The sequence below is a fragment of the Deltaproteobacteria bacterium genome (genome assembly GCA_016180855.1).
Taxonomy (GTDB): Bacteria; UBA10199; UBA10199; order JACPAL01; family JACPAL01; genus JACPAL01.
The window spans coordinates 37,751-60,408 of record JACPAL010000013.1 but is presented as its reverse complement, the minus strand read 5'-3'; the positions used below and the strand labels follow the sequence as shown (position 1 = coordinate 60,408).

Sequence of the window (22,658 nt, the reverse complement as noted above, 5' to 3'; positions counted from 1 at the left end):
TTGTTTTATGCAAAGGGGTTTTTCATTTTATGTCGAGACCGTTAAAAATTCTCGCTGTGATGGATCCCTACGAGGGGTACAACTGGCACAAGGACACCTCCCATCTCCTCCTCAAGAACCTCTTCGAGCGGGATCATCATCTCTTCTATACAACACCAGCCCAGCTCTTCATAAAAAATGGAGCGGTCGTGGCCAATGGCCGGGCGATCATGGTCCAGGACGGTTTCCCCTATTTCACCTTTGACGATGAAGCGTTACTTCCATTAAATGAATTCCGACTGATCCTCATGAGGAAAGATCCTCCGGTCAATACCCTCTATCGGCAGGCCACACACCTCCTGTCGCTGGTTCAAGAACAAACCTGGGTCATCAATCGTCCCTCCTCGCTCATGAGCTTTAATGAAAAATTATCGATCTTCCACTTCGCACCCTGGATTCCTCGAACGACTGTAACGAGCCGCCCGGAGGAGATTGCATTATTCTTGCAACAAGCAGGTGGAATAGGCGTCCTCAAGGATCTCAATAGTTATGCCTCGAAAGGGGTCCGGAAAATCAGCCTGTCCGATCCGGACCTGAACATAATCATCGATCGGGAAACCGCTAACGGGAAAAAAGTAGTTATGGTGCAAGAGTTTCTTCCTGTTCATGAGGGTGAAAAAAGGGTCTTTATTGTTGACGGCAAGATGGCCGGTGCCATTCGCCGTCGTCCCCCAGAGGGAAGTTTTCTGACCGATCCCGATCGCGGCGGGGTTGTTACCGCCACGTCCCTCACACCGCGCGAGGAACAGATTTGTCAGAAGGTCGGTCATTTTTTCTCGAGGCGGGGTGTCTTTTTTGCCGGCCTCGATCTGATTGATGAAAAATTGACGGATATCAACATCACCAGCCCCGGTCTCCTCTGCGAATGGAATGAGACAGATGGAGAGTCGCATGAAAAAGAGATTATTGACCTGCTTGAGAGCAAATTGTGAAAAAGATCATTGCCCTTCTCGTCTTGTTTGCTCCTGTCATTCTGGTGGCGTGGGATGCCGAGCACCATCAGGAGATGGCCCGTATTGCCCTCAAAGACGTCTCTCTTGAGTGGGGTTTAACCCAGCCTATTCAAGTCCGACCCTTGATGAGTCTTCTGGAAAAACTGCCTCATGAATTGGGTGACCCTTGGCATTTTTCGCATTGGTTAAAGATTAATCCGGCCGTCCCCCTCGATTCAACCTTCCCGGAAACCAGGGGGAAAACTTTGCTGACACCTCATGAAATTCTCACCGCCTATTCCAACGACCCGGATGACGGACGCGACATGGATCTCTTTACAAGGAACCACGAAGGGAGAATCCAGCCTCAGTTTCACGATCAAAAATGGTTTGGCCCTCCCGATGGTCCGGATTCCCAGGCGTTCCGACACATTGAAAAACCACCCTTTTCCTGGAGACATCCTGTCAGCACGATGGGGGTACCACTCCGATCCGTTGGAGAGGCAACCCAACGCGCGGAGGTCTGGTTTCTTCTCTCGAAGCTCGCCTTTTCATTGGACGAACCTTATTGGGGATGGCGGTTTTTAGCCAATTCCTTTCACTATCTGCAAGACCTTCATAACCCCTACCACTCGGCGCAAATATCCCCTGCCTTGGCCTGGCAAGGCTTGACAGCCTACCTTCGATGGGGACGAAAAGAAAAAGGATTTATCCAGACCTTTGCCCGTCTTATCGGGAACTCCCACCGTTTTTTTGAAAGTTACGTCGCGCGACCCGAAAACCACAACAACAGGCTGAAATTGAAAATCTCGGCAGCGCTTTCAGGTGGCGATTTACTGCCTCAAAAATTTTCCTCCGCCCAAGAGCTTGCCATCGATGTGCGCGACCAGGCCAACCGTTTCTTTCCGGAACTCCCAGGTCTCGTCGATCAGATCATGGATCCTAAGTTGAGAGGTCCTTATGATTTTAAGTCGGATAAAAACAATGAGACCAAACCGATCACCCTGCTTCAGAAAGGAACCGATTTTGAGGCCGTCAACCGCCGCCTTTTTGAGATCGTCGAAATTCAATTTAGGTCAGCAGGCCGTGTTCAAAGAACGGCCGTACGAATGGCGCTGGACCAGAAGGCGAAAGAACCAACAGAGGTCATCCTGACGAAACTGGAAAATATTTTGGGAAAACCACTCCGCCCTGAAGACCTTGAAAATTAATTGTTACAATAGGGTAAACAAGTGCTGGGCATTTTGGGTCGTCTGTCGGGCCATCTCTTCCAAGCTGATTCCTCTCAGTTGAGCGACAGACTCCGCCGTCTTCCCGACAAATGAGGGTTCGTTTCTTTTGCCCCGAAACGGTTCGGGGGCCAGAAAAGGACAGTCGGTCTCCAGAAAAAAAAGGTCGGCGGGAACGGAACGAGCCACCTCATGCAATGAGTGAGATTTTTTAAAGGTCACAATCCCTGAAAACGAAATATAAAACCTCTTTTCAACAATCCGTGAGGCAACAGCCCAGTCCCCTGTGAAACAGTGAAAAACCCCTCTCCCCTGCCATCCCCCTTCCTCATCCAGAATCCGAAAACAGTCGTCAAAGGCGTCACGACAGTGAAGAATAATCGGCAGGCCCAGTTCGAGGGAGAGTCGAACAAACTTTCGAAGGGCCGCCTGTTGAACCTCCCTGGGAGAATGTTCGTAGTAATAATCAAGCCCCACCTCTCCGATCCCGACCACCTTTTCGTCCTGTGCCAGCTCACGGATAAGACCCAAATCATCCTCTCCCATCCTGGCAACATCATGAGGATGGACTCCGACGGCAGCATAGAGATTGGGGAACTGATGGGCCATAGTGATCGCTTCACGACTTGAGAGAAGATCAGTCCCAACATTGATCATCGTCGTCACACCGGCCTGCCTTGCCCGCTCCAAAACTTCCGGGAGGTCATTTTTGAATTCTTTGAAAAAAAGGTGGGAATGCGTGTCAATGAGCATCAGGTCTTATCGACAATGATATCGAGAACCTTCTCTTGCGGATTGTAATTGTGCTTGAACTCCTTGGCGGGGGAGGAGAGATCAATCTCACGCTGAAAGCGGTCCGGAAATGAATTAATCATCCCTGAAAATCTCTTGAGAGAGGCATCCTCCAGCCAGGCCTTTAACTTGAGACCGGTTCCGCCGTCTGTCATCTGGATATCAAATTTGTAATCCGGCATCTTGTTCGGGAGATTCATCTTATATTTGAGGGGATGCTCCGGAACAAAGGTCGGCAGTGAAAATCTGAAGTGATACTGGCTGGGGGTCTCCTCAACGGAATACGCCTGCCCATAACGCTTCATCCGTTCCCAGTAGGGCTCCGAGCCACGCTTTTCCGCCTCCGCCCAACGCACCTCCCAAGGTCGGGTATCAACAACCTCCGGCACCGGTAGTTTTTCTTCCTTGGTGCTCTTCGGTTTTTTACCTGCCGGGGGCGGTGGAAGCTCCCCTTTGATGAGTGAGATCGCATCAACCGGGCAGTCATAAATAATATCCCATGGATCAAACTGGCCCGCCTCAACCTCAGCATAGGCGATCGCACGGGTATGGTCGGCATTCATCTTGAATACTTCTGAAAAATCGTTACAACAGGCGTCACACGCAATACAGGCCTCCGAAACGGCATACCCTTCCATTTTCTTGGCAGCTTCACCCATGATGGACTCGGTATTATGTTTTTTTAACCCGTTTTGTCAAGAAACGCACTTACCAATCAATCCTTTGCCGAGACGAATCGGGAATGAGCGGACCAATCCATCGAAAAAGAAAGGAGTGGGGATTGGATTTGAATTCGCGGTCCGCCACGCGGCTCTTCACGATTCCCTGGTCCGTTCCGTCGATAAACTCGACCCTTTCAAGATCGACATAACTCAAGTCAATCTTGATCGGTCCATGCCGGGCCCCAAAATCTCCAAAGAGCTGCACCTTGCCAAAATCCTCAGCGATGAGATTCCGTTTTTTTTCGCGCAGACGAAAACCAAATCCGTTGTAAAAAATCAGCTCCCTCGCCCACTGGCACTTGCCATGTTCATAAACCGCAAAACCAACCCCTGAATTTAAAGGAAAACGCACCTCCGGCGCGTCAAAAAAAACGGTAAAACGCCTCTCTCTGTCCAACTCTACTTTCTGGATACGGTTCGGAAAGGAAGGATCCGTAAAAACCTTGGCGGCTAATAAGATCTCTGTAATGCCCGGAGGAGTCACCTCAAGGGGGATTTGCTCGGCACGATCCTTCTGGATGTAATAGAGCAGCCGAAAGAATTGCTCCAATTTTGTCCTGGGAGGTTCATTGTGAAAGATCATGTAGAGCTCCTCATCACGGGTGCTGACATCGAGTTTTTTTAAACCCCGAAGGAGTTCAATAAAATCGGCCCTCCGGTTGGAAGGCGGGGGAAGCTGGGCAAGCGGACACTGTTTATCTGGCCCTCTCCCCTCAGGGGTCTGCCGTTCGGAGGACCAAACCAAGGGGTTGCAGAGGATCAACACTAGTGCTAACCAGCGGACCATGTCATTCTCCGTCAAACAGTTGATTGAAGATCGATGGGGCGAGAACTACGAGCTTCACGATCGGCATGTCAATCCCCAGTTCGTCAAGGTGCTCCGAACGATCGGCTTTGACAAAATATATAAACGAGCCCGAGGGCCGTACCTTTATGACAAGGATAACAATCAGTATCTCGATTTTCTCTCCGGTTATGGCGTCTTTGCGCTGGGCCGCAATCATCCGCGCATCCAGGAGACAATCCGGGAGATTCTTGAGATGGACCTCCCTCATATGGTGCAGATGGACTGCTCCTTGCTCTCCGGTCTGCTGGCCGAAAGACTGTTAACTCTCACCCCGCACCTTGATACCGTCTTCTTCACCAACTCCGGAACCGAGGCGGTGGAAGGAGCCATCAAATTTTCCCGTGGGGCGACCGGCAGGGATCAGATTCTTTATCTGAAAAATGCCTTTCATGGATTGACGCTCGGCTCTCTCTCCGCCAACGGCAATCCTGAATTCCGTGACAATTTCGGAACACTCCTCCCTGGCAAGGAGGTCCCTAACAATGACCTCAAGGCACTCGAACAGGAGCTCTCTCAAAAAACATACGCCGCTTTTATCTTCGAACCGATCCAGGGGAAGGGTCTCTATCTGACCGAAACCGGTTTCTTGAAAGAGGCGGAACGGCTCTGCAAGAAATACGGGACCCTTATGATCGCCGATGAGGTGCAGACCGGTCTCGGCCGGACGGGAAGGTGGTTTGCCTACGAACAGGCCGGGATTTCACCCGACCTTGTCTGCATTGCCAAGGGGCTCTCCGGCGGTTTTGTTCCGATCGGGGCGATCCTCTACCGGCGTGAGATCTACAGGAAGATCTTCTCCAAGATGGATCGCTGCGTTGTCCACTCTAACACCTTTGGAAAAAACAACCTCGCAATGGCCTGTGGACTATCGACCCTTCAGATCATGCAGGAGGAGAAATTACCCGAGAGGGCTGAATCACTCGGAGCCCAACTCCTTCTGGGGATCAACGAACTCGGAAAGAGATACGAGATGTTCAAGGAGGCGCGTGGAAGAGGACTCATGATCGGAATTGAGTTTCAGGAGCCGAAATCGCTCAAGCTCCGGGCCGGCTGGAAGATGATCCATGTCGCTCATGGTCTCTTTGGTCAGATGATTGTGGTCCCTTTGCTGACCAAGCATCGGATCCTCACACAGGTCGCAGGACACAACGACCTCGTGAAATTGCTACCACCACTGATTATTGATGAAAAAGATGTCCAGAATTTTCTGCAGGCGTTTGATCAGGTTGTCTCTGATTGCCACAAATTTCCCGGCGCCGCCTGGGAGATCGGAATGACGCTCGCCAAAAATGCCTTATCTTCGTAATATGGTTGATCAGCTTTTGATTAGTACATTTTTGTTGATAAACCATACTAGGGTTTCCAGGGGGCGCAGCGCCTATGCCCCATCCCCTCAAGAGAGTTGAGATTTGAATCGCGGCAGACCTCACAAGGTCCGCGGCTATTAGCGGGATCCTCACAGTAATGGTAGCAATCTGCATCAACATCACAAAGGCTACCCCGCGCCTCACCATCAAGAGGCGCCTTTATAAATCTCCTGTTCGAAATCCGGAATTGTCGTTTGCGTGTCAGTGTCCGGCCGTCATACCCCTTGGCCTTCATCACGACACGATACTGCCGGAAGCGAGCATTGGAGATCTTGATGTGCGACCCACCACCACCCATCTCCCTCTCCTCCCGGCTGACGGTATTGTAGCTCCCCGGATCACAATCCTCATCAGGTATGACTTCTTCAGGTTGCGCAATGGGATGGATATTCCCCTGTAATTTATACTCGTTGTCAAAGTTGTAATACTTGACCCCGTCCAGTTGAGGATTGCGGGTCGAAATGTAGTAACCTTCTCCCATGCTTCCTGGAAACAACAGGGGGAGATCTTCATACCAATCCGTTCTGCTCAAATAGTTAACATCCGGATCCTCTTCGGCAAGCGCCTCAAGAACGTTATCTAAATCCCAATCATCACGTCCCAGGAAATCACTCCCGTAGAAAATCTCCTCTCCCCTTGTCTCTTTAAACCAGCCACAGACATTGGACCAATAATGACCTTGCTGGTAGGTAGCAAACTCTGAGAGCGTCGGCCGATGCCGGCATCCCCAGAAGTAGACCTTGGTGTCGATCTCCTTGATATGCTGGGCCTCAAATGGGATTCTCCAGGTCACCCCACGCCCCCAGCCATCACTATAGTTAACACACCAGTTGCTGATGGAGCCGATATCCTCTCGATCCCCCACCTCAAACTCCGAGTGATATTGCAGGTTCAACGTGTGCTGTTCCGTTTCACCACCGTCGAACGATTTCGCCTTGATCTTGTATCGGTTGCAGGTGGAATAGCTCCGCGAGACATTCTTCTGTTGCTTGATGATAAATCCTTGACTTGCTCCCGTTCTCCCCCCCCCGGGAATCGGGGCATTGTTGTACGGTTCAGGATCGCTCCAGTTGGAGGCAACGATGCTAAGGCCCGCATTCCCCTCCTTCAATATTCCGCCTTCTGTGTAATCGCTTGCCTTGAAGCTCCAAACATTATCATTGCAGGTAACGCCGTTGTTGATCGCCGCCTCATTCTCCGTCTGGTACGATTTAACTTTTAGTTCCCCTGTCCAGGGGGTCTTGTAGCGCCCCACGACCCGCTCCTCGGAAGAGACCTGGGTAATCTTCATGTCCTGGGCAAACTGCCAGAGAAGGGTCGCATTGCACTGGCCGCCATCGTCATCATGATCCATATCCTGGGGATTGTTCCCAAAATCCCAACGGATCATGCGCCAATCACAGTCATCCCCCTGACTTGTCTGGGGAATCGTATGGAAGGCAAAATCCCCACCCAACTGGAACCCGCTTTCACCCAACTCAATATTGCCGTCCTCTTCAACCACAGAGGGCAGGGGTCCAATCTCCACCCTGTGGACCACTGTCTCTGTATTGGTAATCCCCGAGGCCCGGCAGGTAATCTCCATGCGATTCTTTTTGATTGGGACATACCGTTTCACTTCATCAATGGCGATCACCCCGGACGGGTCGAGATCAAAAGAGGAGGTTTGCCCTGAAAGAAGCGACAACAGGTTGAAATTCATTAGGACCCGTGTAAATAAGAAAGAACCTCCTGTTCCATCACTGCCGGAGTCACTCCCTCCTGAACCGGAGCCTCCACCAGAATCCTCCTCGGAATCAGACTCTGGTCTTAAATATCTTACGGAGATACTCGCACTGAGTGCCTTCTGAACCGCCATATCGACCTGGATATGAGGGGACTTTTCCCAAGGGAGGAGGTTGCACGTAGGGATAGAGGCACGGGGCGATTCTTCGTCATCCCCTTCATGAACCTCAAGAGGATTTTCGCCACATCGAAAAACGGGAACAAACTGATGCCTCTCCTCACTCATCTCGAAGAGAAAGGCATATGACCCATTTTGAAGCGGGACCTTGTAGCGATAAAGATCCCCTTCAATCTCCTCAAACAGCTCCTCGTCGTCCATTTCGGGACAAAGCTCCGGAGTGCAGGGGACAAAATCTTGACTCGGCACTGCTCTCAATTGGTAGTAATCAGTACTGGGGGCCTCTGCCAACTCTGGATTAAAAATGAGGGGGATGACTCGTTCAACGCCCGTGAGATCATCCGTCTCATGTCTCACACTGAAGTTGCCGTAGATATAGGCCTCGGTCACATTGGGGGCGGTCAGCTTGATCGCGGCATACCGGACCGTTGGATCTTCCCCATCTCCAAGATCCAACTCTTCAATCTGCCGCTCATTGGCAGTCACATCAAGATCGATGCCGGCAACGACCGACTCAGTGCAAGACGTGGGGGGGCCATCGGGAACGCACAGTTCTCCTTCGCAATGCTCCCCTGCATCACAATCGGTATCGGCGTCACAGGTTTCCGGAGGAGGCTCCTCCTCAACATCGGGGCTCTCTTCAAATAGCGGGAGCCTTGAGAGTGTTCGGGTTGGCCCTACCTCAGCCGTCTGACGCTCCGTGAGCGAGGGCCCCGGAGGAGGTGTTAAACTATCTCCATCCTCTTCGATCTCACCACACCCTAAAGTAGACAAGAACAGACAGAGGCCAACCACGAGGACTGTTCTCAAAAGAGGGTTCGGAAAACGATAGAAATTCATCCGTCAGATTCTAGTGCAGATGTCATGCCAAGTGAGGCCAAGGGACCATGTTTTTAATTATTTGATTTTATTATTAAATTTTTCTATATTCCTGCCTGTTTGGGGGTAAACAGACAAAAAATGAGGTCTTGGTTCTACAGTCTGAGTGTTTTCCTCACCCTTCTCCCCTCCCTCCTTTTTGCCTTCCCCGGAGAGGGACAGTTGCCGGCGAGCCTCGATTTTGACCACCGTCACTCGGACAATTTCCGGATCGAGATGACCCCAATGGGGGGGGAATATTTTGGAGACAAGCTCAATCACACCTTTATTGTCGGCGGGGATTTTCAGTTCAATCTGATTCCCTCTCTCGGTATTTCTTTAAATTACGACTATTCCCAAGCCGGGGCCGATGGGACGAGCCTCCTCGGTCAGAGTCTCACCAACAGAAACATGCAGTTCCTTATGGGAGGATTGGTCGCCACAAAACCGGCCGCGTATGCCGGTAAGAATGAAACGGTCGAGGCGGATTTCTATTCCTCTCTGGGAGGAGGATTATTGGAGTTCAACGGGAATGGGAGTGGCGTTGGATATCTCGGGGGTGGGATGAAAATCAGATTCAAGAAGATCGACTGGATCGCCTGGAGAATTGATGTCCGGGGAATTCTTTATTCAATGCCGAATCCAAGCGGTAGCAATTTCGCTGCCGATTTGTCACTGATGGTTGGGCCAACTTTTCTCGTCTGGCCAATGCCCTAATTCCCCTCATCCACCTTTCGGGACCGTTGAAGAATGCCATTTTTCAACACACCCCTTTCAGGCCACGAGGGGAGAGGGAGGAGTCTCACAACTCTTCAACAATCTTTCAAATAACTGGATCGACTTCTTTTCGCTCCGTTGATGAGCCAGTGTCAAACCTTTCTCCAAATACTGACGACAGAGATCCAACTCAAAATTCCGGGCCGCAAAGGCGGCAACCACGTCCAGGTTGATATTGTCGGCCGTGATCATCGATTGAAAATCATCCCTCATCGACTCCACCATCTTGTCAATCGCTTCCTTTCGGTCACCCTTCTTAAGATAGGCAATCGCCAACAAGGCGTTGGCCTGGTGCTCAAAGGAGGGAACCCCTTTGGTCAGCTTCAGCACTTTTTTCAGTTTTTTAATTGCCGTATCAAACTGGGCAAACTGGTCGATCAAACACTTGGCGGTTATAATCTTCAAGGCAGGGTCATCCGGAAGGAGCTTTTCGGCCTTCTCGTAATGCCGCCAGGCGTTCTGAAAATCCTCTTTCAATTTGAAGAGAATTCCCAAGACTGAGTGAAAGAGCGCCTGTTCCGATTTCTTCTCCCCCTGTTCCGACTCTCTCAAACCGGATTGAAGCAGTTTTTCCGCCTCCTCATAGTTTTTCTCCTTCATCAATTCAAACGCCCTTTGAATTTTTGGGCTACCGGTGTCGGCCATGTTTTAAAACCTCCAGCATTCCATGATGAATCAGCCCATTGCTCGCAACAATCTCACGACCGTAAATATTGAGCCTCTGCCCGTTAAAGCTGCTCACCTTTCCCCCCGCCTCTTCGATGATTAGGGCGGCAGCGGCAACATCCCACGCCCACAAACCCAACTCCCAAAACCCCTCAAAGCGCCCGCAGGCAACATAACAGAGATCCGAGGCCGCCACACCATCCCGGCGAACCGCTTGGGCCGACATAATAAAATTCCCGAAGTTTTTAAGGTTATTATCCCTCACCCTCTTGAGGTCGTAGGCAAACCCGGTACAGAGAAGGGCCCTCTTCATCCTGTTTATTTTGGAGACCCGAATCCGACGACCATTGAGAAACGCCCCATGCCCACGCTCTGCATAAAAAAGTTCATCGAGATTCGGCTCGTAGACAGCCCCCGCGATAACTCGGCCTCGATGCTCCAGGGCGATCGATGTGCAGAACAGTGGATAGCCATGCGAATAGTTGGCCGTCCCGTCGAGAGGATCGACGATCCAGCGATAATCGGAGGGTCTTTCCATCATTCCGGCCTCTTCGGAGAGAATCTGGTGCTCGGGGAATCGCTTGCGGATGATCTTGAGGATCGTCGCCTCACACTGAAGATCAACCTCTGTAACCGGATTGATCTCCCCCTTGAACCGGAGGCGGCGGACACGACCCAGTTTAGCCATCTGAATCTTGCCCGACTCGCGCACCGCCTCAAGGGCGATCTTTAAAAATTGATTCATGGCGTCCTTGCAGCAACACAAACATTAATTTCAACCGCCCCTGCTTTTTTTAAAACCTTGCCGCACTCCCGAAGCGTCGCCCCTGTTGTGTAGACATCATCAATCAGGATGACCTGTTTCCCCTCCAGCAACGCCTCTTTTTCAACCTGAAAAGCCCCTTTCATATTTTTCTTTCGGTCAACTGCCTCCAGCCCCGTTTGGGGAGAAGTATCCCGGACCCGTCGGAGAAGGAAAGGGGAAAACGGAATCCCGGTCACTCGCGAGATCACCTTCGACATCACAACCGCCTGATTGAATCCTCTCTCACGCAATCTCTTGGGATGCAGGGGAACCGGGATGAGCCAATCTCCCTTTATCTGTTCATCGATCATCTTTCGGGCAAGACGCTCCCCAAAAAATTCTGCAACCCTCTCCTCCTGATGATATTTCATGCGAATAATCATCTCGTGAAGAAGCTCCTTATAGACTCCTAGCGCGATGGTTCGTGCAAAAGGGGGGGACACCTCAAGACAAGAAGAGCAAAGGTGATCGCTATCCAGACTGGAATCAAAAGGAAGTGAACAGAGGGGACAACACGGCCCCTGAAGAAACGAAAAGCGAGGCTCACATCGGTCACAAAAATCCCCACGGGCAATCAATGTCCGACATTCGAGACACTGAAGGGGCCAGAAGAGATTAAGGGCGAAATGACTGATCTGTGACAGAATCACCAGTTTTCAACCTCTTTAAGAGATAATGACTCTGATTGCCACTACGGGGATATAAATAAATCTCACGGGCCAGGTAACTTTCAGGATCAATAACCAGAATAATTTTTTTAAAAGGGGATCTTTCGCTCCTCGGCCTAAGCTCCAGTCTCTTGCTGACCCCTGTATCTTTCTTGACAGAGACATCAAACTCACGATTCATCTCGGCCAGACCGGAGAGAAAGGCAAGCGCCTCCTGGGAGACAGCCTCCCTCACATTGGCAATCGTTTCGATCTCTTTTTCCCCCGGATAAACGATCCAGAGCCTGCGGCCATCCGAGAGATACTTCCGCTCCCTCTTGCCATGATAATGGATGGCAAACCGTCCTGGCTTCGCCAAAAGAAGCGCCCCCTCTTCTACAACCTCTTTTTCCAGGAGTTCGACGTAGGTCCTCTGGACGAACTCGGCCCGAAGGACGACGGTTTCCTGGTACGCCTTCTCGACGCGGGCAACGAGATCATTGGCGAGACCTTGGACCGAAAACAGAATAAGGAGGACCGAAAAACAAAGCGTCCCTTTGAAAATCGACATGGAAAGTTCATCCTTCGATTCCGGACATCGCCCCGGCATAAACCTCGCGCGGTTTGGCCCCATCGGCCGGCCCAACAACCCCCTCTCGCTCCATCCTCTCAATCAAGCGGGCCGCCCGGTTATACCCGATTCGTAACCTCCGCTGAACCATCGAGATGGAGGCCTGACGTGTCTCGGTAACGAGACTGACCGCCTGATCATAAAGTTCGTCTTCTGCCCCCTCCTCCGCTTGAGAGTCGGCCGCCTCTTCCTTCTGCTCCAGTTCTTTCAAGACAGATTCCTCGAGATATTCCGGTTTCCCCTGGTTCTTGCAGTGTTCAACAACCTTCAAGATTTCATGCTCGGAGACATAGGCCCCATGAATCCTCAAAAGGTGAGAGGAACCCCCGGACATGAACAACATATCTCCGGCCCCCAACAGGTGTTCAGAACCGACGGTGTCAATAATCGTCCTGGAATCATGCTTGGAGGTCACCTTGAAGGAGATCCGCGCCGGAAAATTCGCCTTGATGAGTCCGGTAATGACGTCGACGGAAGGTCGTTGTGTTGCGAGAATCAGATGAATGCCGGCCGCACGAGCCATCTGAGCCAGACGGGTAATGAGTCTCTCCACCTCGTGGGAAGTGGTCATCATGAGATCCGCCAATTCATCGATAATAATAACAATGAGCGGCAACTGTTCCTTGGCCTCAACCTGACGATTGTAGCTATCGATATTCCTCGCCGATTTTTTGGAGAGGACCTCGTACCGTCTCTCCATCTCCTTGACGGCCCATTGAAGTGCCAGGGCAGCCCGACGGGGACTCGTCACCACCGGCAGTAGAAGATGGGGGATCCCTTCATAAATTGAAAGCTCCAGCATCTTGAGGTCGACCATAATAAGGCGGGCCTCACGGGGAGACATCTTGTACAGGAGCGAAAGGACCATCGAATTGATCGAGACCGACTTCCCCGAACCGGTCGCACCTGCCACAAGAAGATGGGGCATCCGGGCCAGATCGGAAACAAAGGGAATCCCCTCCGTATCCTTTCCCAAGGCGAGCGAAAGCTTCTGGGTCGACTTCTGAAAGCGGGAATGCCCGATGATATCTTTTAGCCAAACAGTTTCACGAAGATTATTGGGGATTTCAATACCAACCGCCGCCTTGCCGGGGAGGGGGGCGATGATCCGGACCGATTTTCCCCCCATGGTCAGCGCGAGGTCGTCCTCAAGATTCACAATCTTGTTCACCTTGACACCGGATGCCGGTTCGAACTCGTACATCGTAATCACGGGGCCTGGATGAATCTCCGTAATCCTCCCATCCACCCCATAGTCCTTGAGTTTGGTTTCAAGAAGCTTTGAATTGAGTTTCAACCCCTCTTCATCCACCTGGGTCTTTTCCTGGGAGTCAGACTCGAGAAAGCTCAAGGGAGGAAGTTCATAATCCGACCTCACCGGAGGACGTATTAACTCAAGCTGCTCCTGCGATCTCTGCTTATGATCAGAACGAGGCCGGATCTGTGGCCCAGGCACCGCCCTGTCAACGGCCTTTTCCATAAAAAAAGGTTTTGGTTTTTCAACCGCGATGACCGGTTCTCTTCCGACTATCCGATCCTTTTGTTTTTGGAAACGACTACGAACTTTTTTGAAGGCGCTTTCTACAAAACGGGTTGCAATGATCTTGGCACGCGCCCAAAAAATGCGCGAGACAGTCGTCAAGCGGCTTGAGATCTCTTTTGCAAGGAGCAGGAGAATCTTCCCAAACTGGGCCAGCGGAATTTCAGTCACCCAAACAAAGGCGACCAACAGGAAAACAGTCGTCAGGAGATAGGTCCCTACCAGACCAAAGGCCCGGCTGAGCAATCGGCTAAGCCCCCATCCCGCAAGCCCTCCCGCAGAAATGCCCCTCTCGCCGATCGGCGCCAACTGCAAATGACACAAAACAGATGCGGCGAGCAGAACAAGCAGGAGACCAAAAATTTTGACAACAGCCCCCCCCCTCCCGCGGTGGAGAAGACCCGCCACCCCGAGGCTCATAAGGGCTATCGGCAGGAGATAGGAACCATATCCGAGGAGAGTGATTAAAAAGTCCGCCAGATAGGAGCCGATAAGCCCACCCAGGTTTTGGATCTCACGGGAAGAAGAGTAGGAGTGGAGCGACGGGTCAAACGGATCGAAAGAGAAGAGGCAGAGGGCAACAAAAATGCCGATCGCAACGACCAACAACCCCTTAAGGTCGCCCGTATGACGTTTTCCGACAAGTTCGCCCCGCCCCCGAAGTGGCATGATATCAGAATTATAAGTTGGGCACCCTGAAAGTCAAAGGCTCTTTTGACAGGTGGTTCGCTTCTTCGATAGAAGACCTTTCTATGGGACACCTTCCGTCAAAATCAGTACTCCTCCTCCTTGCTTCTCTCACAATCATTCATTGTGCCTCTCTTGGCACGAAACGGGAAGAGACGATCCGGATCGCCACGCAAAGGAACCCCCTCACAATCATCGAGATCCCTCTGGAGGAGTATCTGATCGGGGTCCTGCAGAATGAGGTCTTTCCGAACTGGCCACTCGAGGCATTGAAGGCCCAGGCAGTCGCAAGCCGCACCTATGCGCTTTACAGAAGGGAACATCCCCGCACAGGAGAAAATTACGACCTCGAGTCATCCGTAAAGGATCAGCTCTACCTTCCAGAGACCAAAACCTCCCCTCTCATTCTACAGGCGGTGCAGGAAACGGAGGGGGAATATCTCACTTATGACGATAAAATCATTCCAGCCTTCTTTCATAGTACCTGCGGGGGAGTCAGCGAGAAGGCAAAAGATGTTTGGGGAGAACCTGACATCTCTCCTCTCAATCAGGTCCATGACGATCCCTATTGTGAGGAGGCCCCTTATTACTTCTGGGAATACGAATTCGCTCTGCCGGGGACCGATGTGGACCTCAAGGTTCTTCGAAAAACGGATTCAGGTCGTATCGACAACCTGCTTCTCGCCTCTACGGATCATCAGGAGGAGTTTAAAGGGAACGATTTCCGAAGGCGGTTTGGTTTTGACAAGGTCAAGAGCACACTCTTTGATATTTATCCCGAGGAGGGGGAGGCTCGTCTGGTTGGCAGGGGATACGGGCATGGTGTTGGGCTCTGCCAATGGGGGGCGAAGGGGATGGCGGATCAGGGATTCCACTATGAAGAGATCCTCGATTTTTATTATCCGGGGGCCGGCCTCAAGCAAAAAAGGCGGTGATTGATGGAAACCTCTCTATTTACCTATCAATACCCCGAGGAGCTCGTCGCCCAACATCCACTTCCGCGGCGAGAGGACTCCAGAATGATCGTCTTAAATCGCCAAACCGACTCCTGGCTCCACCAAGGATTTTCTGATTTTACCCAATATATTCGGGAGGGAGACCTTCTGATCCTGAACAACGCCGAGGCCGATCTCGTGGAAAGGGACGGGAAGAAGATCCCCCCCCTCCCTCCTTATATAAGGCGGATCGACCCCAGTGACTTTACCGAGGAAGACTTCCAGAGGTACCGGACGGTCTACGCCTCCGTTCCAGGCTCCAAGGCAGCCCCAACCGCCGGCTTCCATTTGACCGAAGAGATCTTGGGACGCCTTGCCCAAAAAGGGACCGAGATCAAATTCCTGACCCTCCATGTCAACTACGATACCTTCAAGCCGATCCGCTCCCAAAAGTTGGACCAACACCCGATGCACGGAGAGGAGTATCTGATTCCCCCGGAAACGATTGAGGCCGTTATAAAGGCCAAGGCGGAGAAGAGGAGGGTCGTCGCTGTAGGAACAACGGTGGTGAGGGCGCTCGAGTCGTGGGCCGGTATCGCCCCCCTTCCATGGTTGCAAAGACCACCAGTACTCCCCCCTCTTAATTTAAGAAGGGGGGATCCTGTCTCCGAAAAATCTTTGGGGGGGAGATATGAGACATCTCTATTCATCACCCCCGGTTTTCAATTTCAAATCGTCGACGCCCTCCTCACAAATTTTCACCGCCCCCGCTCAACCGTACTCGTTATGGTCTCGGCCTTTGCGGGCCGGGAGTTTATCCTATCGGCCTACAAAGAGGTGGTTCATCAAGGATATCGCCTCTTCTCCTACGGCGACTGCATGCTGATTTTATAACTTCTTCCGTCAAAATTCCGTCGTCAAACGGGTGAAACAGGACCCTTTTTAAAATTGACAGTTTCTAAAAATTGGATCATATTGCGCAGTTATAAAATCCCGTCTTTGGCACTGGGGTTGCACATCCTCCCTGTCCGGGACGGAAAAACAAGGAGGGGGATCCTATGTTCACTATTAAAAAGATCGCAACGGGGCTCATGGTCGTTGCCTTTGTCTGGGCCCTCAACACAGTAACAGGATTTGGGGGATGCGGGAGCACGAGAGGCTCTTCCAGCGATTCCGGAGGCTCTTCCGGAACCGGTTCAGGGGGCTCTACCGGCTCCACGACCGGAACGACCACTGCAGGGACAGCCGATGTCTCTTCCTTAAGGACGGTTCCATCGACTGACATTTCCACCCTGGATCTCTCTCAATCCTCAAGCGCCAGCGCATTGCAAACCGCCTCACGATCGGCCCTGGCCTTGAAGGTCGTTGAAGAGAAGGGGACAAAACTCGGTTCTTTCAAGGATGCACTCGATGCGGTTGACAAGCCTTCACGCGCCGGTTGCGAGAGCAACATGCACAAGAAGGAGGTCATCCGGATGAGCAGGCAGGCCCAGCTCCCTCGTTGTTACGTGGAGGCGATGGAAAAGGCTAAGTTGATTACCATCCCGGCGGGAGAGCGTGCCTTGTACAACCTTACCCCCCCGGCGGCAGCGGAAGACGACAAGGATGACTTCTGCGATGGCATCCCTGCCGAGAGGACCGAGGAGAAGGCGGCCTGCGAGTCGGAGGTTGAGACAGGGCCTGAAGAGATCAAGATACGTGTTGGTGTCATCGACAACGCCCTTCAGCTCGACATGTGTTTCAACGGTAGCCTTGAGGAGGAGGCGACCTATTCAGCCGACGGAGCGGTCTACACTGCCAGCATCGTTCACGCTGGAGAGTTCCAAGGGCGCAGTGAGTCTTCCTCTTTTAGTATGACAGTGGATCTCGGAGCAACCGGAAAGGTGACCGACGGTGTTGTGAGCCTCGGTGATGGAACAGCCACAGCAACCGCCAATGTGGATGGTGGTTTTGGCACTGGATTCATTGGATTCGAGGCAACAGCGAGCTACAATGCACTCCGCGGGGCGTTCGCGGGTAACTTTGTCGATCCTTTTACCCAGAAGAGGACCACATTCACCGGAAAGGCCTATGCCAAGTTCAACGCAACGGAAGGGTGCGCCAAATTCAGTTTTACCGGCTCTCCCCCTCCGATGCGCCTGTCCGACATGGTTCCATACAGTGTTGATACCGCCGCCTTGGGGGATTTCCTCCAGGCGTTCAGTGGTGAGATCTGCGGGCTTACAGAGGCGCTCACATCAACCAACTATACGACTGTAGCCGTCTGTCCAAATCCCGACTTTGATCCGAATGCAGCCAGTGCAACCGATTGTCCGATGGTTGCCGCGGAGGCCGATGGCTCCTGTGGGACAGTGACACATTCAGAGACCGAGTGTTTTGCAATCTCCAATGGGGTGACCACCTCCGAATTTGGTGGGCGGAAGATCACGCAAACCTTCCAGAGGATCGCGTCGGCAACCGCGAGGTACTTCACAGAGGTCGCCGCCTACAATGTTGATGCCTTGAGTGAATCGATTACAACCCCTGCCTTCTCCAGATCCTGGGATTGCGGAGGAACCTTCACAGCGATCAAGTTTGAAGGGATGTCCCAGGAGGATGGACGGAAGATCGAGGGCTACATGCAGGAATGTTTCGCAATGGAAGAGGGACTTCGTGATGAAGAAGGGATGGGTGGTTACAACTGTCAATCGGAAGAGATGGCCAATGGGGCAGAAGAACTCCACGAGGAAGGCCCCCCTAACTTCGGACAGTTTGGTGGTCAGTTACAAAGAACGTCGAATGTGTGCGGTAGCGGACGATCACCAGAGTCTATCTTCGTCAACCCGATCGATACTGATGCTAAAAAGTACTGCATCCCGACCGAGAGATCGTGTGAGGATTTTACCCTGACCCCCACGGGTCAGCCGAATATGCTTGGTGCTACAACAAATATCACGATGCCAGGACATCTGACAATCGTTACGGTCGGTTACAACACGAGCACGACCCCTGTAGTAGCCAGCCTTGGCTTTGGGGGGACCGCCCAGTCTCCGACCTGTACAGAAACCTACACTGTTGACCCGCCGAGCTTCGATAAGCCGCCTGAATTCGGCTCAGCAACCGGACCTAACGCTGCCCCTTCAGATGGCGGCACGCCTCAGGCCTGTATCGACGAGTTCGGTGATGATGTAACAAAACCGGAGTGTGATGCGTTCTGCCACCAACCGGGTAATGCCCAGACTTGCCGTGGGGAGGTCATGTAGGGAGTCTAGAATAAGAGTAAACTTAAAGAGAAGGCCCCTGTCAGTTGCGTGACAGGGGCCTTGCTGTTTTTAGCGAAATAACAGGACCCTTTCGATCACATCCCCCATCACCTGATTGGGGGTTGAGGCCCCTGAAGTAATGCCGATACTGAGCTCACCAGAGGGCAACCAGTCTTTACTCGTAACAACATCAAATTTGCCAACCGGCTTATGCCGGATCTCGTCCGGAGAGATAAGAAAATCCTTGTCTTCGATGTGATAGGTACGCGGGATCTTCGAGGAGGCGATCTTGGCCAGGTGGTTTGTATTGCTGGAATTGAAGCCGCCGATCACGAGCATCAAATCCAAATGCCTATTCTTCACCAAATCAATCATCGCATTTTGCCGATCCTCCGTCGCACTGCAAATCGTGTCAAAATTTCTGAAATGGGTTGCAAGATTTTCGCTCCCATAACGATCGGCCAGCGCCTGTTCCAGACGACGCGCAATCTCGATCGATTCGCTCATGAGCATTGTCGTCTGATTCGCCACGCCAATCCTCTTGAGATCCTGATCAGGATCAAACCCTGGAGAAACCTGTTTTGCAAAACGATCCAAAAAATCCTGTTTCTCCACCCCCTCCCGGATGTAGCGGCAGACATAATCGGTTTCATTCAAGTCCAACACCACAAGATACCGTCCACCGGGATACTCAAAAACACGAGAGCTCGTTGCCTGGGTCTCCTCATGATAATATTTTCCATGGATGACCGCCGTGAAGCGTTCCATGGCGTAGCTCTCCACCCTTTTCCAGACGTTCAATACGGAACCGCAAATGGTGTCAACCAACACACACCCAATCCCTTTCAATGTCTCAATCTGGCTCGCCGTCGCCCCAAAGGCGGGGAGGACAACGACGTCTTTGGAGGTCACCTGACTGTAGTCTTCAAGAAAATCGATCCCCATCTCCTGCAGGTTCTTGTTCACCCGTGGATTATGAATGATCTGCGCCGTGAGGAAAATACGGCGATCAGGAAACTTCTTCCGGGTTTCGTAGGCCAGATCGACCGCCCGATCGACTCCGTAACAGAATCCGAACGATCTCGCCAGATGAAAGGTCAAACCCTTTTCGCTGTACAGATAATCCGCTTCAACAATCTTCTGGATAATCGGACTGGCGTAATCTTGCTTCAGGCTCTCCTGAATCGCCTCTTTCAATCCAAAACTTTTTCTGACGATCTGGCCGGGCCGGAAGGAATCAGGATGAAGGTGGGAGGTCATTTGGAAAGCTCCATCGCCCCTTGATGTTTGGGATTCAGCTCAAGTGCCTTTTTGACAAGACGAGCCGACTCGTCTTGTTCCCCCTTTTCTTTGGCAATAAACCCAAGCTCATAGTAGGTCTCGGCGTCCGCCAGGTTATGATCCACGACCTCCCGAAGAAGAGGCTCGGCATCATCATAATGCCCCGACGCAAAATAGGCGAAGGCCAGCTTCTGTTTGAGGGGAATATTGTCGGGATATTTAACTAACATTCTTTTTAGGGTCTCGATTACAGGGGCATACTGCTTCTCCCTGACCCCTTGAGCTCCTTTTTTCTGAAAGTAGTCGTGTTGCTCTCTCAGGAGACTTTTTGTCTCCTCAGTGGAAACTGTCTTGGGGGCCTGCGGCGTCCCTCTGAAATGCCGGTAAATCAAAAAGGATCCAATGATGGCCGTCAGTAGGGCAAAAACTAACACTCCCTTTTTCATTCCCCTCTCCTCTCTTGAATCAGTAGCTGCTGTCAAGAATCGGAATTGACTTCGTCGGCGGCTCCTCGACGTACCACAGCAAGTACGCCTGCGTCGCGCCTCCTCGTCTGCCTCGGATCTTTCTCATTATTTTTGGAAGGCATCGTCTTTCTATGGCTTATGTGTAAGTCAATAAGAAATGTCTAAAATGTGCGAGATGATTTTTTGCGCCAGCTGTTTTTTGCCTGTTACCTTCCTGGAATCAGACCTCCCCTTTAAAAGCAGGTACCCCGTATGCCTCTCGTCATCCCCTTGTGGGAGTTGATTCACCAGAACAAGATCGGCGCCGGAGTCACGCAAAAGCATCCTCCCTCGACGAATGAGCCTGGGGACCGAAAGACCGCTCTCCAGCTTGAAGCCGACCAGAAAAACATCGGGAGACCATTTTTTTATTCTTGAAATGATCTTGGGGGTCGGTACAAACGTCACGGACCATCGGCCTACCCTTGAACTTCTCTTACCCTTCCCAATCTTCTCCGGCCTGAAATCCAGAACCGCCATCGCGTGAATAACGGCGTCATACCGCCTGTTTTTTAACTCATGCCTTAAAACAGCCTTAAGGTCCTCGTTCGTTTCGATTGCGATGGTTTGTAAGCGGTGGTGCCGTGGAGGGATCTCACTCCCAATTCCATAGACAAAGGTAACGCGACATCCTCTCTTCAACGCCTCTCTGGCCAACAGCGTCCCAAAACGGCCCGTTGACCGGTTCGTCAAGAACCGGACGTCATCCAGAGCGGCTCGGGTAGGGCCGGAGGTGACAAGAATTCTTTTGGACATGGGGGATCGCTATATGCCAAGTAAGTGCCGGCTGCAATGGCAACCCCTCGTATCACACAAATAGCGACCCCCCACGGCTCCTTGACAACTCCTATTTTTATGCCGGTGGGAACTGTTGGTACCGTTAAGGCACTCTCCTCGGAGGAACTGGAGGCGTTGGGGGCTGAGATCATTCTGGGAAATACCTACCATTTGATGCTCCGCCCCGGACATGAGACCGTGAGAAATCTTGGGGGATTACACCACTTCATGTCCTGGAATCGCCCCCTCCTGACCGATTCCGGCGGTTATCAGGTCTTTTCCCTCTCAAAAATCAGAAAGATGAAACCCGACGGCGTCGAATTCCAGTCTCATATCGACGGAGAACGTCACTTTCTTACGCCAGAGAAGGCAATTGCAATCCAGCAGGCATTGGGATCGGATATCATGATGGTCCTGGATGACTGCACACCTTATCCGGTCTCCGAAAGTGACGCAAGACGATCGATGGAACTAACGATTGAATGGGCCAAGCGGTCGACAACCGCCGTTCTTCGTTCACGTTCTTTGTTGTTTGGGATTATTCAAGGAAGCATCTATAAAAACCTTCGCAAGGAATGTACGGAAAGACTTCTTGAAACGACCGGCTTCGCCGGTTTTGCCATCGGTGGCCTTTCGGTTGGTGAGCCGAAGGAGCTGCTCTACGAAATGGCAGCAGAAACGGCCGACGCAATCCCTCCGGAATACCCCCGCTACGCAATGGGGATCGGATTACCCGAAGATATCGTAGAACTGATTGGCGCAGGAGTTGACATGTTTGATTGCGTCGTACCGACCCGCAACGCCCGTAATGGGGAACTTTTTACGACGTTTGGTGAAATGCAGATACGACATGCCTGTTATAAGGAGGATGCGCGGCCGATCGACGAAAATTGTTCTTGCCCGGTCTGTCAGAGATATAGTAGGGCCTACCTTCGACATTTGTACCTTGCGAAAGAGATTCTTTCAGCGAGGCTCAATACGATACATAACCTTCATTATTACCTAACGCTGATCCGGGAACTCCGGACGGCGATTCAGGAGGGGAGATACGATGAATTTAGAGAGTCTTTTTATCGGAACCGCAGCGGCTCAAGAGTCTAGCCCTGTCTCACAGGCAACCCCGCCGGGAGGAAGCCTCATGACGTTTCTCCCCCTCATACTGGTCTTCTTCGTCTTCTACTTCCTGATCCTTCGGCCACAGTCCAAACAGAGGAAGAAACATCAGGAGTTGATCAACAACCTTAAAAAGGGGGATGAGGTCGTAACGCTTTCGGGGATTCATGGCAAAGTTGCCAATCTGGTCGATTCCATTGTTCACCTGGAAGTCTCTGAGAATGTCCGACTCAAAATGGACAAGCACCAGGTGGCCTTGGTCAAGACAGCCGCAACGACTCCATCCAAGTGACCCCCTTCAAGCCCTACGGTCCTTAAACAATGCCGTCTCATTGGCGTACAAAAGCAATCTTAAGTTCCGT

21 protein-coding genes are annotated in these 22,658 nt (G+C 51.8%); 9 read left to right on the top strand and 12 right to left on the bottom strand.

The window, feature by feature from the left end; genetic code table 11:
* The first annotated feature begins 29 nt into the window (after positions 1-29).
* Together HYT77_07295 and HYT77_07290 are read left to right on the top strand one after the other, a co-directional pair.
* Positions 30-971, top strand: coding sequence for a hypothetical protein (locus tag HYT77_07295; GenBank protein MBI2067801.1), 942 nt, complete (start codon positions 30-32; stop codon positions 969-971).
* Positions 968-2,182 carry a hypothetical protein gene (locus HYT77_07290; GenBank protein MBI2067800.1) on the top strand — a complete coding sequence of 405 codons (1,215 nt, stop codon included), beginning with the start codon at positions 968-970 and terminating at the stop codon, positions 2,180-2,182. Before HYT77_07295 ends, HYT77_07290 begins: the two co-directional genes overlap by 4 nt.
* A 3-nt stretch (positions 2,183-2,185) precedes the next feature.
* Here the strand turns inward: HYT77_07290 and HYT77_07285 are convergent, their stop codons facing one another.
* The 3 genes from HYT77_07285 to HYT77_07275 are packed head-to-tail and all read right to left on the bottom strand — an operon-like array spanning position 2,186 to position 4,501.
* A complete protein-coding gene (locus HYT77_07285; protein MBI2067799.1) occupies positions 2,186-2,953 on the bottom strand; it encodes a TatD family hydrolase in 768 nt (255 codons plus the stop codon).
* Positions 2,953-3,651, bottom strand: a complete 699-nt coding sequence (locus tag HYT77_07280; protein ID MBI2067798.1) for a ferredoxin — start codon at positions 3,649-3,651, stop codon at positions 2,953-2,955. The genes HYT77_07285 and HYT77_07280 overlap by 1 nt, the downstream gene beginning before the upstream one ends.
* A gap of 49 nt (positions 3,652-3,700) precedes the next feature.
* Complete coding sequence (locus HYT77_07275) at positions 3,701-4,501, bottom strand: hypothetical protein (GenBank protein ID MBI2067797.1); 801 nt, start codon at positions 4,499-4,501, stop codon at positions 3,701-3,703.
* Between HYT77_07275 and HYT77_07270 the strand changes: the two genes are divergently transcribed.
* Complete coding sequence (locus tag HYT77_07270; protein ID MBI2067796.1) at positions 4,500-5,867, top strand: aspartate aminotransferase family protein; 1,368 nt, start codon at positions 4,500-4,502, stop codon at positions 5,865-5,867. The two genes, HYT77_07275 and HYT77_07270, sit on opposite strands and share 2 nt — an antisense overlap.
* A gap of 47 nt (positions 5,868-5,914) precedes the next feature.
* Here the strand turns inward: HYT77_07270 and HYT77_07265 are convergent, their stop codons facing one another.
* Positions 5,915-8,671, bottom strand: coding sequence for a hypothetical protein (locus HYT77_07265; protein ID MBI2067795.1), 2,757 nt, complete (start codon positions 8,669-8,671; stop codon positions 5,915-5,917).
* 120 nt (positions 8,672-8,791) lie between these two features.
* Here HYT77_07265 and HYT77_07260 point away from each other — a divergent pair, with 120 nt between their 5' ends.
* Positions 8,792-9,406 carry a hypothetical protein gene (locus tag HYT77_07260; protein ID MBI2067794.1) on the top strand — a complete coding sequence of 205 codons (615 nt, stop codon included), beginning with the start codon at positions 8,792-8,794 and terminating at the stop codon, positions 9,404-9,406.
* Between the two features lie 57 nt (positions 9,407-9,463).
* Here HYT77_07260 and HYT77_07255 read toward each other — a convergent pair whose 3' ends face one another.
* Genes HYT77_07255 through HYT77_07235 form a run of 5 tightly spaced genes read right to left on the bottom strand, consistent with a single transcriptional unit; the run spans position 9,464 to position 14,424 of the window.
* The gene (locus HYT77_07255) at positions 9,464-10,111 is read right to left on the bottom strand and encodes a tetratricopeptide repeat protein (GenBank protein ID MBI2067793.1); all 648 of its coding nucleotides are present in this window, start codon (positions 10,109-10,111) and stop codon (positions 9,464-9,466) included.
* Positions 10,095-10,877 carry an inositol monophosphatase gene (locus HYT77_07250; protein MBI2067792.1) on the bottom strand — a complete coding sequence of 261 codons (783 nt, stop codon included), beginning with the start codon at positions 10,875-10,877 and terminating at the stop codon, positions 10,095-10,097. Before HYT77_07250 ends, HYT77_07255 begins: the two co-directional genes overlap by 17 nt.
* Positions 10,874-11,587 (bottom strand): ComF family protein, encoded by a 714-nt coding sequence (locus tag HYT77_07245; GenBank protein MBI2067791.1) that lies wholly within the window; start codon positions 11,585-11,587, stop codon positions 10,874-10,876. Before HYT77_07245 ends, HYT77_07250 begins: the two co-directional genes overlap by 4 nt.
* Positions 11,553-12,155, bottom strand: coding sequence for an outer membrane lipoprotein carrier protein LolA (locus tag HYT77_07240; GenBank protein MBI2067790.1), 603 nt, complete (start codon positions 12,153-12,155; stop codon positions 11,553-11,555). Before HYT77_07240 ends, HYT77_07245 begins: the two co-directional genes overlap by 35 nt.
* A gap of 7 nt (positions 12,156-12,162) precedes the next feature.
* The gene (locus HYT77_07235; GenBank protein ID MBI2067789.1) at positions 12,163-14,424 is read right to left on the bottom strand and encodes a DNA translocase FtsK 4TM domain-containing protein; all 2,262 of its coding nucleotides are present in this window, start codon (positions 14,422-14,424) and stop codon (positions 12,163-12,165) included.
* A gap of 83 nt (positions 14,425-14,507) precedes the next feature.
* Here HYT77_07235 and HYT77_07230 point away from each other — a divergent pair, with 83 nt between their 5' ends.
* The 3 genes from HYT77_07230 to HYT77_07220 all read left to right on the top strand — a co-directional run bounded on the left by HYT77_07230 (position 14,508) and on the right by HYT77_07220 (position 18,619).
* Positions 14,508-15,377 carry a SpoIID/LytB domain-containing protein gene (locus HYT77_07230; protein MBI2067788.1) on the top strand — a complete coding sequence of 290 codons (870 nt, stop codon included), beginning with the start codon at positions 14,508-14,510 and terminating at the stop codon, positions 15,375-15,377.
* Positions 15,378-15,380: 3 nt separating this feature from the next.
* Positions 15,381-16,271: an S-adenosylmethionine:tRNA ribosyltransferase-isomerase gene (locus HYT77_07225; GenBank protein MBI2067787.1), complete on the top strand. Its 891-nt coding sequence runs from the start codon at positions 15,381-15,383 to the stop codon at positions 16,269-16,271.
* A 164-nt stretch (positions 16,272-16,435) separates the two neighbouring features.
* A complete protein-coding gene (locus HYT77_07220) occupies positions 16,436-18,619 on the top strand; it encodes a hypothetical protein (protein ID MBI2067786.1) in 2,184 nt (727 codons plus the stop codon).
* Between the two features lie 69 nt (positions 18,620-18,688).
* Here HYT77_07220 and HYT77_07215 read toward each other — a convergent pair whose 3' ends face one another.
* The 3 genes from HYT77_07215 to HYT77_07205 all read right to left on the bottom strand — a co-directional run bounded on the left by HYT77_07215 (position 18,689) and on the right by HYT77_07205 (position 21,162).
* Complete coding sequence (locus HYT77_07215; GenBank protein ID MBI2067785.1) at positions 18,689-19,879, bottom strand: 4-hydroxy-3-methylbut-2-enyl diphosphate reductase; 1,191 nt, start codon at positions 19,877-19,879, stop codon at positions 18,689-18,691.
* The gene (locus HYT77_07210) at positions 19,876-20,346 is read right to left on the bottom strand and encodes a tetratricopeptide repeat protein (protein ID MBI2067784.1); all 471 of its coding nucleotides are present in this window, start codon (positions 20,344-20,346) and stop codon (positions 19,876-19,878) included. The genes HYT77_07215 and HYT77_07210 overlap by 4 nt, the downstream gene beginning before the upstream one ends.
* Positions 20,347-20,514: 168 nt before the next feature.
* Positions 20,515-21,162 carry a hypothetical protein gene (locus tag HYT77_07205; GenBank protein ID MBI2067783.1) on the bottom strand — a complete coding sequence of 216 codons (648 nt, stop codon included), beginning with the start codon at positions 21,160-21,162 and terminating at the stop codon, positions 20,515-20,517.
* Between the two features lie 36 nt (positions 21,163-21,198).
* On the opposite strand from HYT77_07205, the gene tgt reads away from it, so the two are divergent.
* Positions 21,199-22,284 (top strand): tRNA guanosine(34) transglycosylase Tgt, encoded by a 1,086-nt coding sequence (gene tgt, locus HYT77_07200; protein MBI2067782.1) that lies wholly within the window; start codon positions 21,199-21,201, stop codon positions 22,282-22,284.
* Positions 22,235-22,588 carry a preprotein translocase subunit YajC gene (gene yajC / locus HYT77_07195; protein ID MBI2067781.1) on the top strand — a complete coding sequence of 118 codons (354 nt, stop codon included), beginning with the start codon at positions 22,235-22,237 and terminating at the stop codon, positions 22,586-22,588. The genes tgt and yajC overlap by 50 nt, the downstream gene beginning before the upstream one ends.
* The last annotated feature ends 70 nt before the right edge of the window (positions 22,589-22,658 follow it).

What these genes read in the sequence shown, in the direction of transcription:
- HYT77_07250 (MBI2067792.1), bottom strand. Translation starts at nt 10,877, where the DNA reads ATGAATCAATTTTTAAAGATCGCCCTTGAGGCGGTGCGCGAGTCGGGC.
- HYT77_07215 (MBI2067785.1), bottom strand. Translation starts at nt 19,879, where the DNA reads ATGACCTCCCACCTTCATCCTGATTCCTTCCGGCCCGGCCAGATCGTC.
- HYT77_07280 (MBI2067798.1), bottom strand. Translation starts at nt 3,651, where the DNA reads ATGGGTGAAGCTGCCAAGAAAATGGAAGGGTATGCCGTTTCGGAGGCC.
- HYT77_07265 (MBI2067795.1), bottom strand. Translation starts at nt 8,671, where the DNA reads ATGAATTTCTATCGTTTTCCGAACCCTCTTTTGAGAACAGTCCTCGTG.
- HYT77_07235 (MBI2067789.1), bottom strand. Translation starts at nt 14,424, where the DNA reads ATGCCACTTCGGGGGCGGGGCGAACTTGTCGGAAAACGTCATACGGGC.
- HYT77_07220 (MBI2067786.1), top strand. Translation starts at nt 16,436, where the DNA reads ATGTTCACTATTAAAAAGATCGCAACGGGGCTCATGGTCGTTGCCTTT.
- HYT77_07260 (MBI2067794.1), top strand. Translation starts at nt 8,792, where the DNA reads ATGAGGTCTTGGTTCTACAGTCTGAGTGTTTTCCTCACCCTTCTCCCC.
- yajC (MBI2067781.1), top strand. Translation starts at nt 22,235, where the DNA reads ATGAATTTAGAGAGTCTTTTTATCGGAACCGCAGCGGCTCAAGAGTCT.
- HYT77_07255 (MBI2067793.1), bottom strand. Translation starts at nt 10,111, where the DNA reads ATGGCCGACACCGGTAGCCCAAAAATTCAAAGGGCGTTTGAATTGATG.
- HYT77_07275 (MBI2067797.1), bottom strand. Translation starts at nt 4,501, where the DNA reads ATGGTCCGCTGGTTAGCACTAGTGTTGATCCTCTGCAACCCCTTGGTT.
- HYT77_07270 (MBI2067796.1), top strand. Translation starts at nt 4,500, where the DNA reads ATGTCATTCTCCGTCAAACAGTTGATTGAAGATCGATGGGGCGAGAAC.
- HYT77_07295 (MBI2067801.1), top strand. Translation starts at nt 30, where the DNA reads ATGTCGAGACCGTTAAAAATTCTCGCTGTGATGGATCCCTACGAGGGG.
- HYT77_07285 (MBI2067799.1), bottom strand. Translation starts at nt 2,953, where the DNA reads ATGCTCATTGACACGCATTCCCACCTTTTTTTCAAAGAATTCAAAAAT.
- HYT77_07210 (MBI2067784.1), bottom strand. Translation starts at nt 20,346, where the DNA reads ATGAAAAAGGGAGTGTTAGTTTTTGCCCTACTGACGGCCATCATTGGA.
- HYT77_07205 (MBI2067783.1), bottom strand. Translation starts at nt 21,162, where the DNA reads ATGTCCAAAAGAATTCTTGTCACCTCCGGCCCTACCCGAGCCGCTCTG.
- HYT77_07225 (MBI2067787.1), top strand. Translation starts at nt 15,381, where the DNA reads ATGGAAACCTCTCTATTTACCTATCAATACCCCGAGGAGCTCGTCGCC.
- tgt (MBI2067782.1), top strand. Translation starts at nt 21,199, where the DNA reads ATGGCAACCCCTCGTATCACACAAATAGCGACCCCCCACGGCTCCTTG.
- HYT77_07240 (MBI2067790.1), bottom strand. Translation starts at nt 12,155, where the DNA reads ATGTCGATTTTCAAAGGGACGCTTTGTTTTTCGGTCCTCCTTATTCTG.
- HYT77_07230 (MBI2067788.1), top strand. Translation starts at nt 14,508, where the DNA reads ATGGGACACCTTCCGTCAAAATCAGTACTCCTCCTCCTTGCTTCTCTC.